Source organism: Hydrogenophaga sp. IBVHS2 (genome assembly GCF_002127215.1).
Lineage (GTDB): Bacteria > Pseudomonadota > Gammaproteobacteria > Burkholderiales > Burkholderiaceae_C > Hydrogenophaga.
On record NZ_NFUT01000001.1, the window covers coordinates 112,870 to 128,126 of the forward strand.

The 15,257-nt window shown below is 69.6% G+C and carries 12 protein-coding genes; 9 read left to right on the forward strand and 3 right to left on the reverse strand.

Annotation, left to right across the window (positions count from 1 at the left end; genetic code table 11):
- Positions 1-60: 60 nt before the first annotated feature.
- From CAP38_RS00585 to CAP38_RS00600, 4 genes are all read left to right on the forward strand, one after another.
- Positions 61-966: an IclR family transcriptional regulator gene (locus tag CAP38_RS00585; protein WP_086118958.1), complete on the forward strand. Its 906-nt coding sequence runs from the start codon at positions 61-63 to the stop codon at positions 964-966.
- The gene (locus CAP38_RS00590; protein ID WP_086118959.1) at positions 963-2,042 is read left to right on the forward strand and encodes a DUF3108 domain-containing protein; all 1,080 of its coding nucleotides are present in this window, start codon (positions 963-965) and stop codon (positions 2,040-2,042) included. Before CAP38_RS00585 ends, CAP38_RS00590 begins: the two co-directional genes overlap by 4 nt.
- A gap of 153 nt (positions 2,043-2,195) precedes the next feature.
- Positions 2,196-2,480, forward strand: coding sequence for a DUF3567 domain-containing protein (locus CAP38_RS00595; protein WP_086118960.1), 285 nt, complete (start codon positions 2,196-2,198; stop codon positions 2,478-2,480).
- A 94-nt stretch (positions 2,481-2,574) separates the two neighbouring features.
- Complete coding sequence (locus tag CAP38_RS00600; RefSeq protein WP_086118961.1) at positions 2,575-3,384, forward strand: ChaN family lipoprotein; 810 nt, start codon at positions 2,575-2,577, stop codon at positions 3,382-3,384.
- Between the two features lie 12 nt (positions 3,385-3,396).
- Here CAP38_RS00600 and CAP38_RS00605 read toward each other — a convergent pair whose 3' ends face one another.
- Positions 3,397-4,740, reverse strand: a complete 1,344-nt coding sequence (locus CAP38_RS00605; RefSeq protein ID WP_086118962.1) for an aminotransferase class III-fold pyridoxal phosphate-dependent enzyme — start codon at positions 4,738-4,740, stop codon at positions 3,397-3,399.
- A 133-nt stretch (positions 4,741-4,873) separates the two neighbouring features.
- Here CAP38_RS00605 and purU point away from each other — a divergent pair, with 133 nt between their 5' ends.
- From purU to CAP38_RS00630, 5 genes are all read left to right on the forward strand, one after another.
- Positions 4,874-5,722 (forward strand): formyltetrahydrofolate deformylase, encoded by an 849-nt coding sequence (gene purU / locus CAP38_RS00610; protein WP_086118963.1) that lies wholly within the window; start codon positions 4,874-4,876, stop codon positions 5,720-5,722.
- A 1-nt stretch (position 5,723) separates the two neighbouring features.
- Positions 5,724-6,593 carry a LysR substrate-binding domain-containing protein gene (locus CAP38_RS00615; RefSeq protein ID WP_086118964.1) on the forward strand — a complete coding sequence of 290 codons (870 nt, stop codon included), beginning with the start codon at positions 5,724-5,726 and terminating at the stop codon, positions 6,591-6,593.
- Positions 6,594-6,703: 110 nt separating this feature from the next.
- On the forward strand, positions 6,704-8,206 hold the full coding sequence (locus tag CAP38_RS00620) for an FAD-linked oxidase C-terminal domain-containing protein (RefSeq protein WP_086118965.1): 1,503 nt from the start codon (positions 6,704-6,706) through the stop codon (positions 8,204-8,206).
- 47 nt (positions 8,207-8,253) lie between these two features.
- Positions 8,254-11,343, forward strand: coding sequence for a PAS domain S-box protein (locus tag CAP38_RS00625; protein ID WP_086118966.1), 3,090 nt, complete (start codon positions 8,254-8,256; stop codon positions 11,341-11,343).
- Positions 11,340-11,825, forward strand: coding sequence for a response regulator (locus CAP38_RS00630; protein ID WP_086118967.1), 486 nt, complete (start codon positions 11,340-11,342; stop codon positions 11,823-11,825). The genes CAP38_RS00625 and CAP38_RS00630 overlap by 4 nt, the downstream gene beginning before the upstream one ends.
- Positions 11,826-11,828: 3 nt before the next feature.
- Here the strand turns inward: CAP38_RS00630 and CAP38_RS00635 are convergent, their stop codons facing one another.
- On the reverse strand, positions 11,829-12,140 hold the full coding sequence (locus tag CAP38_RS00635; protein ID WP_086118968.1) for a hypothetical protein: 312 nt from the start codon (positions 12,138-12,140) through the stop codon (positions 11,829-11,831).
- A gap of 94 nt (positions 12,141-12,234) precedes the next feature.
- Positions 12,235-15,237, reverse strand: coding sequence for an L-glutamate gamma-semialdehyde dehydrogenase (locus tag CAP38_RS00640; protein WP_086118969.1), 3,003 nt, complete (start codon positions 15,235-15,237; stop codon positions 12,235-12,237).
- Positions 15,238-15,257 lie beyond the last annotated feature (20 nt).

Sequence of the window (15,257 nt, forward strand, 5' to 3'; positions counted from 1 at the left end):
CCGTCCTCCAGTTGCGTGCGTGCCGAGCAGGCGATTACGGATAGTAAAATCCATTCACCCATGCGTAAGCGCGAGATTCTAGACCAAAGCGGCGAGCCGCACACGCCCGATCCCGTGGAGACCGGACCCGACGGGGCGGACGACAGCCCCCAGCGCGCCGGCATCCAGTCGGTCGAAGTCGGCTTCGAACTGCTCGATGCCCTGTCGCAGACCGATGGCGCCCTCATGCTGCGCGACCTGGCCGCCGCTGCCGGCATGAGTGCCGCCAAGGCCCACCGCTACCTGGTGAGTTTCCAGCGCCTGGGCCTGGTGGTGCAGGACCCGGTCAGCACGCGGTACGACCTGGGTCCGGCTGCCCTGCGGCTGGGCCTGGCCAGCCTGGCCCGGCTGGACGGGGTGAAGCTGGCGCGCCAGCGCATCGACGCCCTCCTGACGACAACCGGTCACACCCTGGCGATCGCGGTCTGGGGCAACCAGGGCCCGACCATGGTGCACTGGACCGAGGCCCCCCAGACCGTGCCGGTGACGCTGCGCCTGGGCGATGTGATGCCGCTGCTGACCTCGGCCACCGGCCGCTGCTTTGCCGCCTTCATGGGCGAGTCCACGCAGGACGCGCGGCAGCTGGAGCCGATGCTGCGGGCCGAGCTGGCGCGGCTGAAGAAGCTGCCGGACAACGGCCTTCCCCTGTCCGATGTGCCGCGCACATGGGCCGACGTCCAGACCCTGCTGGCCGAAACGCGCCGCCGCGGCATGGCCCGGGTGGTGCACAGCCTGCTGCCGGGCGTGGGCGGCTTCTGCGCGCCGGTGTTCGACGCCCAGGGCCGGCTGGTCCTCGGGCTGGTGGTGCTGGGCTCGGTGGTGACGCTGGACACCGACTGGTCGTCGCCCGCGGCGCAGGCCCTGCTGCGCACCGCCCGCCAGCTCAGCACCGACCTCGGGCACCGGGTGGCCGGCCATCCGGCATGAAACCGGCGAACGGCAGGGGCCGCTTGGGCCTGCTGGCCGTCGTGGCGCTGGTGGCCCTGGCGCACGGTCTGGCACTGGACCGGCTGGCCGCCGCCCTGTCCTCCGGCGCTGAGCCCGCCGCCGCGCTGCCGCCCGAGCCCAGCCAGGTCCGGCTGGTGCAGCTGGTGCCACCGCCCCCGGCGGCACCGGTACCCGCGCAGGCCCGCCCCTCGCCCCCGTCACCACCCCCCGCACCCTCCCCGCGCCCGGCCCCGCCACCCCGGGCTGCCACCGCGCCTGCGCCGGTGACGGACCCGCCGGCGGCGGCGGACCCGCAGCCGCCAGAGCCGGTGATCGCACCGACCCCGCAGGACGACGACAGCCTGGCTTCCTCGTCGCGCCTGCAGCTGCAGCCCGACCCGCCATCCGCCGCCGGGATGCCGCTCCACCCGACCGACACGCTGCCGCCCGTGGCGCTGCCGCCCGACGCCGACCTGGCCTACCAGGTGCAGGGACAGGCGCGGGGCCTGCGCTACACCGCCAGTGGCGAGCTGCGCTGGCGACAGGCCGGGGGCCAGTACGAGCTGTCGATGCGGCTCTCGGCCTTTCTGATGGGCAGTCGCAGCCAGTCCAGCGTGGGCCAGGTCGACGCGATCGGCCTGCTGCCCGACCGCTTCAGCGACCGGACCCGATCCGAGCGGGCGGCCCACTTCGACCGCAGCACCGGCCGCATCCGCTTCAGCAACAACGCCCCGGACGCTCCCCTGTTGCCAGGCGCACAGGACCGGCTGAGCATCTTCATCCAGCTGGCCGGCCTGCTGCAGGCCGGCGCCTTCCAGACGGGCGACACCATCGAGCTGCCGGTGGCCGGCGTGGGCGGTTCACAGGCCTGGCGCTTCACGGTGGGCGACCCGGAAACGCTGCTCCTGCCGGCGGGCAGCATCGCCGCCCGCAAGCTGGTGCGGGAGCCTGCCGACACCCACGACAGCCGGGTCGAGGTGTGGCTGGCGCCCGAACTCGGCCACCTGCCGGTGCGGCTGCGCATCACCCAGACCCAGGGTGACGTGGCCGACCAGCAGCTCAGCCGGCGGCCCTGAGGGGTCGAAAGTGCCCATCCGCGTGCGAAGAAAGTGTTCGCCTATTGAAAAAATCCACCTTCCGACCCAGATAAAGGTCCGTTGTTGAAGTCCGGGCCGCGTTTGCCGATATAAAGGACGCAGGCCCTCTGGTTGATCACAAGGACATAGCCCATGAACATGCTGTACGACTCGGAAGCCTTTGCGGTGGTGCACATCCTGGCCGACGCCCCGGCCGAGGGCGAGCTGCAGGTGGCCGATGGCCCGCAGATCGCCCGCCACGGGTTCGAGATCGTGGACAAACGCTCCGGCAAGGAGGTCTACCTCGACGGCTCCTGGGCCGAGATGTTCCAGCAGCAGATCTCGGCCTGGCAGCGCACCATGCCCTCGCAGGAAGAGGTGGAGACCACGCTGGAAGGCTACGCCGGCCTGGCCCAGATGCCGGTGGTCATGCACTGACAGCCCTGCCCGCCCGCCGACGAAACCAGCCCGGCCCGTCCGGGCTTTTTCATGCCCGGACGGGCGGAAACCCGACGCTGCGTAGCATCTGCCCATGACCTACATGCCCGCCACCGGCCGCCTGGCCTGCCTGCTCCTGAGCGCCAGCCTGGCCGCCTGCGCCGCACCCCCACCGGCCACCCCTGCGGCCGTGGTGGACCGGCTGCTGCCGACCCAGGCCCTTCTGATGGGCGAACAGCACGACGCGGCGGAGCACCAGGCGCTGCAGAGGGCGGCGGTGGAGCATCTGGCGGGGCAGGGCCGGCTCGCCGCCGTGGTGATGGAGATGGCCGATCAGGGCCGGCAGACCGACGGGCTGGCGCGGGACGCCACCGAAGCCCAGGTGCGCGATGCCCTGGGCTGGAACGACGAGACCGGATGGCCCTGGCCCGCCTACGGTCCGGTGGTGATGGCGGCCGTACGGGCCGGCGTGCCGGTGGCCGGCGGCAACCTGCCCCGCAGCGCCATGCGCGGTGCCATGCAGGACACCGCGCTGGACGGGGTGCTGGATGCCCCCGGTCTGGAACGACAGAAGACCGGCATCCGGGAAGGCCACTGCGGCCTGCTGCCGGAGAGCCAGATCGCGCCCATGACCCGCATCCAGCTGGCGCGCGACCGGGCCATGGCCGCCACGGTGCAGCAACGCGCCCGGCCCGGCATGACGGTGCTGATGATCGCCGGCAACGGCCATGTGCGGCAGGACATCGGTGTGCCGCGCCACCTGCCCGCCGGCTTCGACCATCGGGTGCTGGTGGCCCGGGCCGGCGATGCCGGCGCCGGACTGCCGGCCGATGCGGTGTGGACCACACCGGCTCTGCCGCCGCAGGACCACTGTGCCGAACTGCGCCAGCGCTTCGGTCGCTGACGCCGGGGAGCCTCAGGCCGGCAGGCGGCGGATGGCGTCGGCCAGGGTCGAGACCATGGTCTCGATGTGTTCGCGCTCCACGATGTAGGGCGGGGCAAACACCAGATTCTCGCCGGCGTTGCGCACCAGCACGCCCTTGTGGAAGCAGTCCATGAAGACGTCGAAGGCGCGCTTGCCCGGCATGCCCGGCTGCGGCGCCAGCTCGACCGCGCAGGCCAGGCCCAGGCTGCGGATGCTCACCACATGGGGCAGGCCCTTGATGGCCGAACGCATGGCGTCGCCCAGCACCTGCCCCATCTGGCCGGCGCGCTCGAACAGGTTTTCCTGCTTGTACAGCTCCAGCGTGGCCAGGGCGGCCGCACAGGCCACCGGGTGGCCCGAGTAGGTGTAGCCGTGGAAGAACTCGATGGCGTGGTCGGGCGCGCTGCCATGGGCACCCATCATGGCGTTGTAGATGCGGTCGGTGCAGATCACGCCACCCATGGGCATGACGCCGTTGGTGACGCACTTGGCGAAGTTCAGCATGTCGGGCTGCACGCCGTAGAAGTCAGCGCCGAAGCCGGTGCCCAGACGGCCGAAGCCGGTGATGACCTCGTCGAAGATCAGCAGGATGCCGTGCTTGTCGCAGATCTCGCGCAGGCGCTTGAGGTAGCCCTGCGGCGGGATGTACCAGCCCGCACTGCCGGCCACCGGCTCGACGATGACCGCGGCCACGTTGCTGGGATCGTGCAGCGGCAGGATGCGGTTCTCCAGCTCCAGCAGGATGTCTTCCTGCCACACCGGCTCCTGATGGTGGATGTAGGCATGGTTGACCGGGTCGTGGATGAAGCGCATGTGGTCCACGCGCGGCAGCAGCGCCGTGCCGTACACCTTGCGGTTGGCCGGAATGCCGCCGACCGACATGCCGCCGAAGCCCACGCCGTGGTAGCCGCGCTCGCGGCCGATGAAGATGTTGCGGTGGCCTTCGCCGCGCGCCCTGTGGTAGGCCAGCGCCACCTTGAGCGAGGTGTCGGCCGCCTCGGAGCCGGAGTTGCAGAACAGCACCTTGTTGAGGTCACCGGGGGCCATGGCGGCGATCGCCTCGGCGGCCAGGAAGGCCTTGTCGTTGCTCACGCTGAAGGCGGTGCTGTAGTCGAGCGTGTCGAGCTGCTGCTTGATGGCCTCGTTGATGGGCTTGCGGTTGTGGCCCGCGCCCACGCACCACAGGCTGGAGATGCCGTCGATGACCTGGCGGCCGTCGTGGGTGGTGAAGTGCATGCCGTCGGCCGCCACGAACACGCGCGGGTCCTTCTGGAAGCTGCGGTTGGGCGTGAAGGGCAACCACTGGTTGTCCATGCGGAAGTCGTTGTAGGCCATGGTGGCATCTCCTGGAAAGGCAGCAATCCACCGATTCTGGCACCGGCCGGGGTGGGGGCATGGCACCACTGCGACGGGCCGGCGAAGGCCCACCCGGGCGGGCCCGGGCCCGGGCTGCGACAATCGCCCAGCCATGGAAAACACCTACGTCCTCAACCTCTCCTGCCCCGACCGCCCGGGCATCGTGCACGCCGTCTCCGGCTTCCTGTTCGAGAACGGCGGCAACATCGAAGAGGCCGCCCAGTACAACGACCACGACACCGGCCTGTTCTTCATGCGGGTGCAGTTTGCCTGCGCCGGCCTGAGCGAGACCGAGCTGCGGCAGCGGCTGGACGGGCTGGCCGCCCCGCTGTCCATGACCTGGAGCCTGCACCCGCTGGCCCAGCCGGTGAAGACGGTGCTGTTCGTCAGCCGCGAGGGCCACTGCCTCAACGACCTGCTGTTCCGCTGGAAGAGCGGCCTGCTGCCGCTGGACATCCGGGCCATCATCAGCAACCACCGCGACTTCTACCAGCTCGCCGCCAGCTACAACGTGCCGTTCCACCACATCCCGGTCACGGCCGCCACCAAGGCCCAGGCCGAGGCGAAGCAGCTGGAGATCATCCGCAGCGAAGGCGCCGAGCTGGTGGTGCTGGCGCGCTACATGCAGATCCTCTCCGACAGCCTGTGCACCGAGCTCTCGGGCAAGGCCATCAACATCCACCACAGCTTCCTGCCCAGCTTCAAGGGCGCCAAGCCCTATTACCAGGCGCACGACCGCGGCGTGAAGCTGATCGGCGCCACCGCCCACTATGTGACGGCCGACCTGGACGAAGGGCCCATCATCGAGCAGGACGTGGCCCGGGTCGACCACACCGACACGGTGGACGACCTCACCGCCCTGGGCCGCGACACCGAAAGCCAGGTGCTGGCGCGCGCGGTGAAATGGCACAGCGAGCACCGGGTGCTGCTCAACGGGCACAAGACCGTCGTCTTCAAATGACATGACCCTTCGCATCCCGCCCATCCAGTGCCTGCTGACCTTCGAGGCGCTGGCGCGCCTGCGCAGCGTCACCCAGGCCAGCGAGGAGCTCTGCGTCACGCCGAGCGCGGTGAGCCACCGCATCCGGCAGCTGGAGCAGATCCTGGGCACCAAGCTGTTCGGGCGGGCCGATTTCTCCCTCACCACCGAGGGCAGCGAGTACCTGGCCCATGTGCGCGACGGCCTGGCCACGCTGCAGAAGTTTCCCAGCCAGGTGGCCTCGCCGGGGCGGCGCAAGCTGCGGGTGGCGGTCACGCCGACCTTTGCCCGGTCGGTGCTGCTGCCGCGCCTCAAGCAGTTCAGCGAGGCCTACCCCGAGGTCGACCTGACCCTGCAGGTGAGCATCCCGCTGCTCGATGTGGTGGCCGAGGACGCCGACCTGACCGTGCGATTCGGCACCGGGCGCTATGCCGACGTGGAGCATGTCTGCCTGAGCAAGGACGAGGTCTCGCCCATGGCCTCGCCGGCCTTCATCCGCGAGTACGGACCGTTCGACGCGCCCGAGGACCTCGCGGGCGTGCCGCTGCTGCGCAGCCCGCTGGAGCCCTGGCGCACCTGGTTCGCAGCCCATCATCTGGACTGGCCCGAGCCGGTGGAAGGCTCGCAGTTCAACGACATCGGCCTGCTCTGCGATGCCGCCGCCGTGGGCATGGGCGTGGGCCTGCTGCGCTACAAGCTGGCCGCCCCCTGGCTGGAGCAGGGCACGCTGCTGCCGCTCTACGAAAAGCGCGTGCCCAGCCCGCATGCCCACTACCTGTGCTGGCGCACCGGCACCATGGAACGCTGGGAGTGCGCCGCCTTTGCCGACTGGATCCGCAAGGCGGTGGGCTGAGCCGGCCGGGCGCCCGATCGCCCGGCTCACAAGGGCTTGCAAGGAAATTCACGTCGTGCGCCGGGGCTTGTCCTAAACTGACCCGTCACCGTATCCCAGCCCTGCGCCCCATGAACGCTCCCGCCACCACCGCCCAGATCACCCAGCTGCAACGTGCCGCCCGACAGGCCGAGGTGGTGAACGCCCTGCAGAAGGTCGTGCCGTCCCACGCCCTGCTGTGGCAGCCCGAGGACACCGTGCCCTACGAGTGCGACGGCCTGACCGCCTACCGCGAGCGCCCGCTGGTGGTGGTGCTGCCCGAAACCGAAGACCAGGTGGCCGGCGTGCTCAAGGCCTGCCACGCGCTGCAGGTGCCGGTGGTGGCCCGGGGCGCCGGCACCGGCCTGTCCGGCGGCGCCATGCCCAACGCCATGGGCGTGACGCTGTCGCTGGCCAAGTTCAACCGCATCCTGCGCATCGATCCGCGCTCGCGCACGGCGGTGGTGCAGGCCGGCGTGCGCAACCTGGCCATCAGCGAGGCCGCTGCCCCCCACGGCCTGTACTACGCCCCGGACCCCAGCAGCCAGATCGCCTGCACCATCGGCGGCAACGTGGCCGAGAACTCCGGCGGCGTGCACTGCCTCAAGTACGGCCTGACGGTGCACAACGTGCTGCAGGTGCGGGGCTTCACGGTGCAGGGCGAGCCGGTCACCTTCGGCAGCACCGCGCTGGACAGCCCCGGCATCGACCTGCTGCCCCTGATCATCGGCAGCGAAGGCATGCTGGCCGTCACCACCGAGGTCACGGTCAAGCTGGTGCCCAAGCCGCAGCTGGCGCGCTGCATCATGGCCAGCTTCGACGACGTGCGCAAAGCCGGTGACGCCGTGGCGGCCGTGATCGCCGCCGGCATCATCCCGGCCGGTCTGGAAATGATGGACAAGCCCATGACCGCCGCCGTGGAAGACTTCGTCCACGCCGGCTACGACCTCGACGCCGCCGCCATCCTATTGTGCGAGAGCGACGGAACGCCGGAGGAGGTGGAGGAAGAAATCGGCCGCATGAGCGACGTGCTGCGCTCGGCCGGCGCCACCGCCATCACGGTCAGCCGGGACGAGGCCCAGCGGCTGCGTTTCTGGAGCGGCCGCAAGAATGCCTTCCCGGCGTCCGGGCGCATCAGCCCGGACTACATGTGCATGGACTCGACCATTCCGCGCAAGCGTCTGGCCGACATCCTCCAGGCCATCGCCGACATGGAAGTGAAGTACGGCCTGCGCTGCCTCAACGTGTTCCATGCGGGTGACGGCAACCTGCACCCGCTGATCCTGTTCGATGCCAACGACGCCGACCAGCTGCACCGCTGCGAGCAGTTCGGCGCCGACATCCTGGAAACCAGCGTGGCCATGGGCGGCACCGTGACCGGCGAGCACGGCGTGGGCGTGGAGAAGCTCAACAGCATGTGCGTGCAGTTCTCGCCGGAAGAGAACGAGCAGATGTTCGCGGTCAAGCGGGCCTTCGACGCCCACGGCCTGCTCAATCCGGGCAAGGTCATCCCGACGCTGCAGCGCTGTGCCGAGTACGGCCGGATGCTGGTGCGCGGAGGCCGGCTGGCGCATCCGGATCTCCCACGGTTCTGACAGGTCTGACAGGCCGGGTGTAACCCCCCTGGGGTACATTGACAGGCATGAGCAGCGTTTCCTCTCCCCACGGGTCTTCGCCGGTCGCTCCGGACGGTGATCCGGCGGCCGGGGCGCGCGAAAGGGCGCTGCTGCTGCAGATCGAGACGCTCAAGGCCGAGAACGCCCACCTCCGCCTTGAATACGCGCGCCAGCTCGCCAGCGCCGGTCTGGCGCGCAGTGGCGAGGGCCATGTCCAGCTCGACGCGGACCTGCCGCTGGCCCTGAGCACCGCGCTCCTGCCAGGCCAGAGCGGACAGGTGCCGGCGGGCCAGCTGGAGTACCGGGAACTGTTCGCCGCTCTGGCCAGCGTGTTCCCGATGGGCGTGTTCCGCACCGATCACACCGGTGTGCTCACGCATGTGGACGAGCAGCTCGAACGCATCTTCGGCCTGTCCCGCCAGGATTTCCCCAACTTCGGCTGGCTGGACCGGGTCCATCCCGACGATCTGGAGCGGGTGCGGCAGACCTGGATACAGGCGATCTCGCGCGGCGAGGGGCTCAGCGTCGAGTTCCGCATCGTCCGCCCGGGTGCCGACACCACCCACGTGATGGTGCGCAACGCACCGCTGCGCGATGCCAATGGCATGGTGACCTCGCAGCTGGGCTTCGTGCAGGACATCACCGCCCTGCGCATGCTGGAAGCCGAGGCACGCATCAAGGACGAACTGAACCGCCAGATCATCGCCACCAGCCCGGACTGCACCATGGTGCTGGACCTGGACGGGCGCGTCATCCAGATGACCGCCCAGGGTTGCCGCCTGATGGAGCTGGAGCGGTTCGAGCCGGACGCATTGCAGCCCTGGACCGAGTGGTGGCCCGGCGAGGGGGCACCGCTGGCCGCGGATGCACTGGGTCAGGCACGCGACGGCCGCAGCGCCCGCTTCGTGGCCGAGTGCCCCACCTTCCGGGGTGCTCGCAAATGGTGGGACACCATGATCTCCCCGATCCGCAGCGCCGAGGGGCGGGCGATGATGCTGCTGGTGGTCTCCCGCGACATCACCGACCTGCACCGGCAGCAGGCGGCCATCGTGGAATTCAACACCGAGCTGGAAAACCGGGTGCGGCAGCGCACCGACGAGCTGGCCGAAGCCAAGGACCGCATCACCCAGGCCCTGCGCGAGGCCCAGGTGCTCTACAACGAGGCCCCCTGCGGCTACCACTCGGTCGATGCCGACGGCACCTTCGTGCTCATGAACCGCACCGAGCTGGAGTGGCTGGGCTACGAGCGCGACGAGGTCATCGGCCGGCTGCACTTCCGCGACATCATCCTGCCGGAGCAGATCCCCCTGGCGCGGCAGCGCCTGGCCCGGGTGATCGCCGGCGAAAAGCTGGAGCCGGCCGAGTTCACCATCGTGCGGCGCAACGGGCAGCGGTTCCATGGCCTGCTCAACACCACAGCCGTCTTCGATGACGCAGGCCGCTTCTTGCGGACCAACAACACGCTGGTCGACATCACCGAACGCAAGGCCGCCGAGGAGGCGCTGCAGGAGCACCAGCGGTTCCTGCGCGACATCACCGACCATGTGCCGGTGCTCATCGCCTATGTGGACCGGCGCGGCATCTACCGGTTTGCCAACGCCGGCCACCGCGTGATGTACGGCGTCGAGCCGGAGGCCCTGGTGGGCAGGCACATGAGCGAGGTGCTGCCCCAGCCGATCTGGGAGGACGTCGAGCCCCTGCTCAAGGCCGCCCTCAACGGGGAGACGCGCCAGCTCGAGGCGTGGCGCCGCGATGCAGCCGGTCGGGCCATCTTCATCCAGGCCCATTACCGGCCCGACACGGTGCGCGGCATCACACGCGGCGTCTTCCTGCAGATGGTCGACATCACCGAGCGCAAGCGCACCGAGGAACGCATCCACGACATGAACGAGGAGCTGGAGACCCGGATCCGCGTGCGCTCGGCGGAGCTCATGGCCAGCGAGCAGCGTTTCCGCCTGATGGTGGACAACCTGCGGGACTATTCCATCTTCTTCATGGACACCGCCGGCCGCATCACCGACTGGACCGACAGCGCCCAGCGCATGAACGGCTACAACCCGGTGCAGATGATGGGTCGGCATTTCGGCCTGCTGCTCAAGCCGGGCGACCCGGACGAAGGCATCGAGGAAGCCCGCCGCATGCTGCGGCTGGCGGCCTCCAGGGGCCAGCACGACATGCAGGGCTGGCAGGAGCGGCGTGACGGCAGCCGGTACTGGTCGCACTCGGTGCTGATCGCCCTGCGCGACAACCAGGGCGAACTGCTCGGCTATGCCAACGTCAACCGCGACATGACCGATGCCAAACGGCTCGACGACATGATGCGCAACATCAACGACGAGCTGGAGCAGCGCGTGGTCGAGCGCACCGAACAGCTGGTGGCGGCCAACCGCGACCTGGAGTCGTTCTCGTACTCGGTGTCGCACGATCTGCGCGCACCGCTGCGCCACATCTCGAGTTTCGTGAGCCTGCTGCACGAGCACCTGGGCGATCGCATCGACGAGGTCGGCCTGCGCTACCTCAACACCATCGGGAACTCGGCGCGTCACATGAGCCAGCTCATCGACGGCTTGCTGGCCTTCTCCCGCCTGGGACGCGCGGCGCTGAACCCGGCGCCGGTCGACACGAACGCCCTGGTGGCCACGGTGGTCAGCCAGATTGCCCACGACACCGACGGCCGCATCGTCGACTGGCTGATCGATCCGGATCTGCCGGTGGTCCAGGGCGATGCGCTGCTGCTGCGCGAGGTCTGGACCAACCTGCTGGGCAACGCCTTCAAGTACACCCGTCCCCGGGAGCGCGCCGTGATCGAGGTGAGCTGGCAGATCGATCCGTTGCTGGGTTACACCTTCGCGGTGCGTGACAACGGCGTGGGGTTTGATTCAAAATATTCGCAGAAGCTGTTTGGTGTTTTCCAGCGTCTGCACCGTGCCACCGAGTTCGAAGGAACAGGCATCGGACTGGCACTGACCCGGCGCATCGTGGAGCGGCATGGCGGCACCATCTGGGCGGAGAGTCGCCTGGGTGAGGGCAGCGTGTTCCATTTCTCGCTGCCCATCGAAGGACTCAACCCCAACGAGGCGAATCCGCTCTCCATGCCGGTACCCCTGGACCCATGAACCATCTCCACGAATCCATCCTGCTCGTCGAGGACAACCCGGACGACGCCGAACTGACCAAGCTGGCACTCTCGCGCCATGGGCTGGATGGGCGGGTGACCCACGTGTCCGACGGCATGCAGGCGCTGGATTACCTCTACTGCCGCAACGAGTTCCACCACCGCAGCGGCGCCAACCCGTCGCTGGTGCTCCTGGATCTGAAGATGCCGCTGCTCGACGGCATCGGTGTGCTGCGCGAGATCAAGGGATCGGAAGCCCTGCACAACATTCCGGTGGTGATCCTCACCTCATCCACCGAACCCAGCGACCTGTTGAGGGCCTACGACGCCGGCACCAACGCCTACATCGCGAAGCCGACCGAGTTCTCCCAGTTCCTCAGTGCCATGAAGCATGTGTGCGAGTTCTGGGTGAACATCAACCAGACCGCTCCGTCGCGGCCGGGCGCCGGTGTGCGCAACACCGACTTCGGTGAGCTGCACTGAACCTCAGGTGCGGTAGATGTCGGAATCGGCCCAGGCCGGGGTGTCGTCGTCCTGGTCGGCCGTTTCGGGTTCCCCCAGGCGGATGACGAACACCACCTCCCCGCCGTAACGGCCCACCCCCAGCGTCTTCATGAGCTGCTGCTCCTGCTCGGGACGGTCCATGCGCAGGAAACACACGGCCTGACGGACCCCCTGCTGGGTGGCCGCCAGAACATCCAGCCGGGTGATCCGGCCGAATTCGCTGCACAGCTGGTGCAGCGCCGACTTGAGGCTGGCCACGTCGGCATGCTGTTGAAGTCTGGCCAGTGTGCTCATGAAGGCCCCCCAGAACCTGGCGGTGGATGCTGCCGGTTGCAGCGGGTGTCGTGGGCACATGCTAATCCAAAAGCAACAGTTTGCAAGCGTTTTGTTACATGTCGGCCACCCCGGCGGTCGCCCCTGCGAACAACTGCACGTTGCCGCCGGCCGCCGTGGTGTTGATCGTCACGGTCTGTTCGCTGCAGAACCGGGGCAGGTAGTTCGGTCCGCCGGCCTTGGGTCCGGTGCCGCTCAGGCCTTCGCCGCCGAAGGGCTGCACACCGACCACGGCGCCGATCATGTTGCGGTTGACGTACACATTGCCCACCCGCGCCTGGGCGGCCAGCGCCAGCGCACGGCTGTCGATGCGGGTCTGCAGGCCCAGCGTGAGGCCGAAGCCCAGGGCGTTGATGGACGCCACGACCTGGGCCGGGTCGCCGCTCCAGCGCACCACCTGCAGCACAGGACCGAAGATTTCGTGGGTGATGGTGGACAGGCCGGGCACCTCGACCAGATGGGGCGGGATGAAGCGCCCGTCGCTGTGACCACCCAGACGCACCCGGCCCTGCTGACCCAGGCGCTGCAGATGCCGGCGGATGCCCTGCGCGGCCTCGTCGTCGATCACCGGGCCGACATCGGTGGACAGCCGCGAGGGGTCGCCCAGCACCAGTTCGCGGGCAGCGCCTTCGACCATGTCGATCACCGCATCGGCCACTGCCTCGTGCACACACAGCACCCGCAGTGCCGAGCAGCGCTGACCCGCACTGCGGAAGGCGCTCTGCACCACGGCATCGGCCACCTGCTCGGGCAGCGCCGTGCTGTCGACCAGCATGGCATTGATGCCGCCGGTCTCGGCGATGAGGGGCACGATGGGGCCGTCCTTGTCAGCGAGGGCCCGCTGGATGAGCTTGGCCACCGGGGTGGAACCGGTGAACACCACCCCGGCCACGGACGGCTGCGCCACCAGGGCAGCGCCGATGGTCTCGCCGGGTCCGTGCAGCAGCTGCAGCACATCGGCCGGAACACCGGCGGCCTGCAGCAGGTCCACCGCCACCCGGGCGATGCCCGGGGTCTGCTCGGCCGGCTTGGCCAGCACCGTGTTGCCGGTGACCAGCGCAGCCGCCACCTGGCCCACGAAGATGGCCAGCGGGAAGTTCCAGGGGCTGATGCACACCCAGGCGCCCCGCCCATGCAGCTGCAGCACATTGCTCTCGCCGGTGGGACCCTCCAGGTGGCGGGGGGCCATCAGGGCCTCGGCCTCGGTGGCGTAGTAGCGCAGGAAATCGATCGCCTCCCGCACCTCGGCCACGCCATCGCCCCAGGTCTTGCCGGCCTCTCGAACCAGCAGGGCGCACAGATCGGGCATCTGCTGCTGCATGGCGTCGGCGGCCCGGCGCAGGATCTGCGCCCGCTCCGCCACCGGGCGCCGGTTCCACGCAGGAAAGGCGGCGACCGCACGCTCCACCGCCAGCGGCGCGGCGTCGGCGGATGCCTCCGGCACGACCGGCACCTGGCAGCGACGCCACGCCTGCGACAGACCCGCGCGCACGCGGCCCACCGACAGGTCGAGCCCCGCGCTGTTGGCACGGGCCGCTCCATACAGGTGGGCCGGCAGGGGCAAGGCAGGGGCCTGGGACACACTGGCCGCCGCGGCCACCAGCGGCGAGTCCAGCAACTCATCGACGGACACCTGCGCATCGGCCAGCTGGTGCACGAAGGACGAGTTGGCGCCGTTCTCCAGCAGGCGCCGCACCAGATAGGCCAGCAGGTCCCGGTGGGCGCCCACCGGGGCGTAGACGCGGCAGGTGATGGCCGGATCGCGCAGCACTTCGCGGTACACCCCCTCGCCCATGCCATGCAGCCGCTGCAGCTCGAAGGCCGCACCCCGGGCGCGCGCCATCTGGATGATGGCGGCGATGGTGCCCGCGTTGTGGGTGGCGAACTGGGGATGGATCACGTCGGCAGCGTCCAGCAGGGCGCGGGCGCAGGCCAGGTAGCTCACGTCGGTGTGGTGCTTGCGGGTGAACACCGGATAGCCCGCCAGCCCCTGTTCCTGGGCCCGTTTGATTTCGGCATCCCAGTAGGCCCCCTTGACCAGCCGGCACATGAAGCGCAGCCCATGGCGGCGCGCGATGGCGGCCACCTCGCCGATCAGGTCCACCGACCGCGTCTGGTACGCCTGCAGGGCCAGCCCCAGACCGCCCCAGCGGGGGCAATGCCGGGCCACCTGCGTGGCCAGGGCCTCGAACACCGACAGCGACAGCTCCAGCCGGTCCACTTCTTCCGCATCGATGGTCAGGTTCAGACCGGCCGCTGCCGCCTGCTCGCACAGGGTCCAGACCCGGGGCACCAGCTCGGCCATGACCCGCTCGTGCTGGGCGTGTTCATAACGCGGGTGCAGGGCGCTGAGCTTGATGGAGATGCCGTCCTGCGCCGCCGGGCCCGCCGCCGGATCGGCCCGGCGGGCGATGGCGCCCAGCGCGTCGGCATAGGCCTGCAGGTAACGCAGGGCATCGGCATCGGTGCGGGCACCTTCACCCAGCATGTCGTAGCTGAACCGCAGCCCGGCCTGCCGCCGGCGCTGTCCGGCCGCCGTGTCCAGCGCCTCGCCGATCGTCTGGCCCAGCACGAACTGCCGGCCCAGCAGCTGCACCGCCCGCACCGTGGCACCGACCACCGTCCGGGCGCCCAGGCGGGCCATCAGCCCGGCCTCCTGCCCCGCATCGGGCAGAAAGCGCTTGCTCATGGCGATGGCGGTGGACGACAGGCGCGCCAGGGTGGCGTCGGTCGATCCGTAGAAATCGGCCCGGCCCAGCTGGTCGGCGGTGAGCGCGATGGCGGTCTCGGCATCGGGGACCCGCAACAGGGCTTCGGCCAGCCGCATGAGCGCCAGCCCTTCGGCGCTGCTGATCGGGTACTCCTTGAGCAGGCTTTCCATGGCCCAGAACGGTGGCGGGTTGTCGCGCACCGCCTGCACCCAGGGCGCGGCCATGCGGCCGACCTCGGCCCAGTCCAGGGCACCCTGCAGCGCCTCCAGGTGGCGCTCGAGCACCTCGGCCTCAGGGCGGCAGGGCGGGGGAAGTCGGTCGTCGGGGGCGGTGCAGATGGCGTTCATGGCGGCTCCAGGTCTGGTGA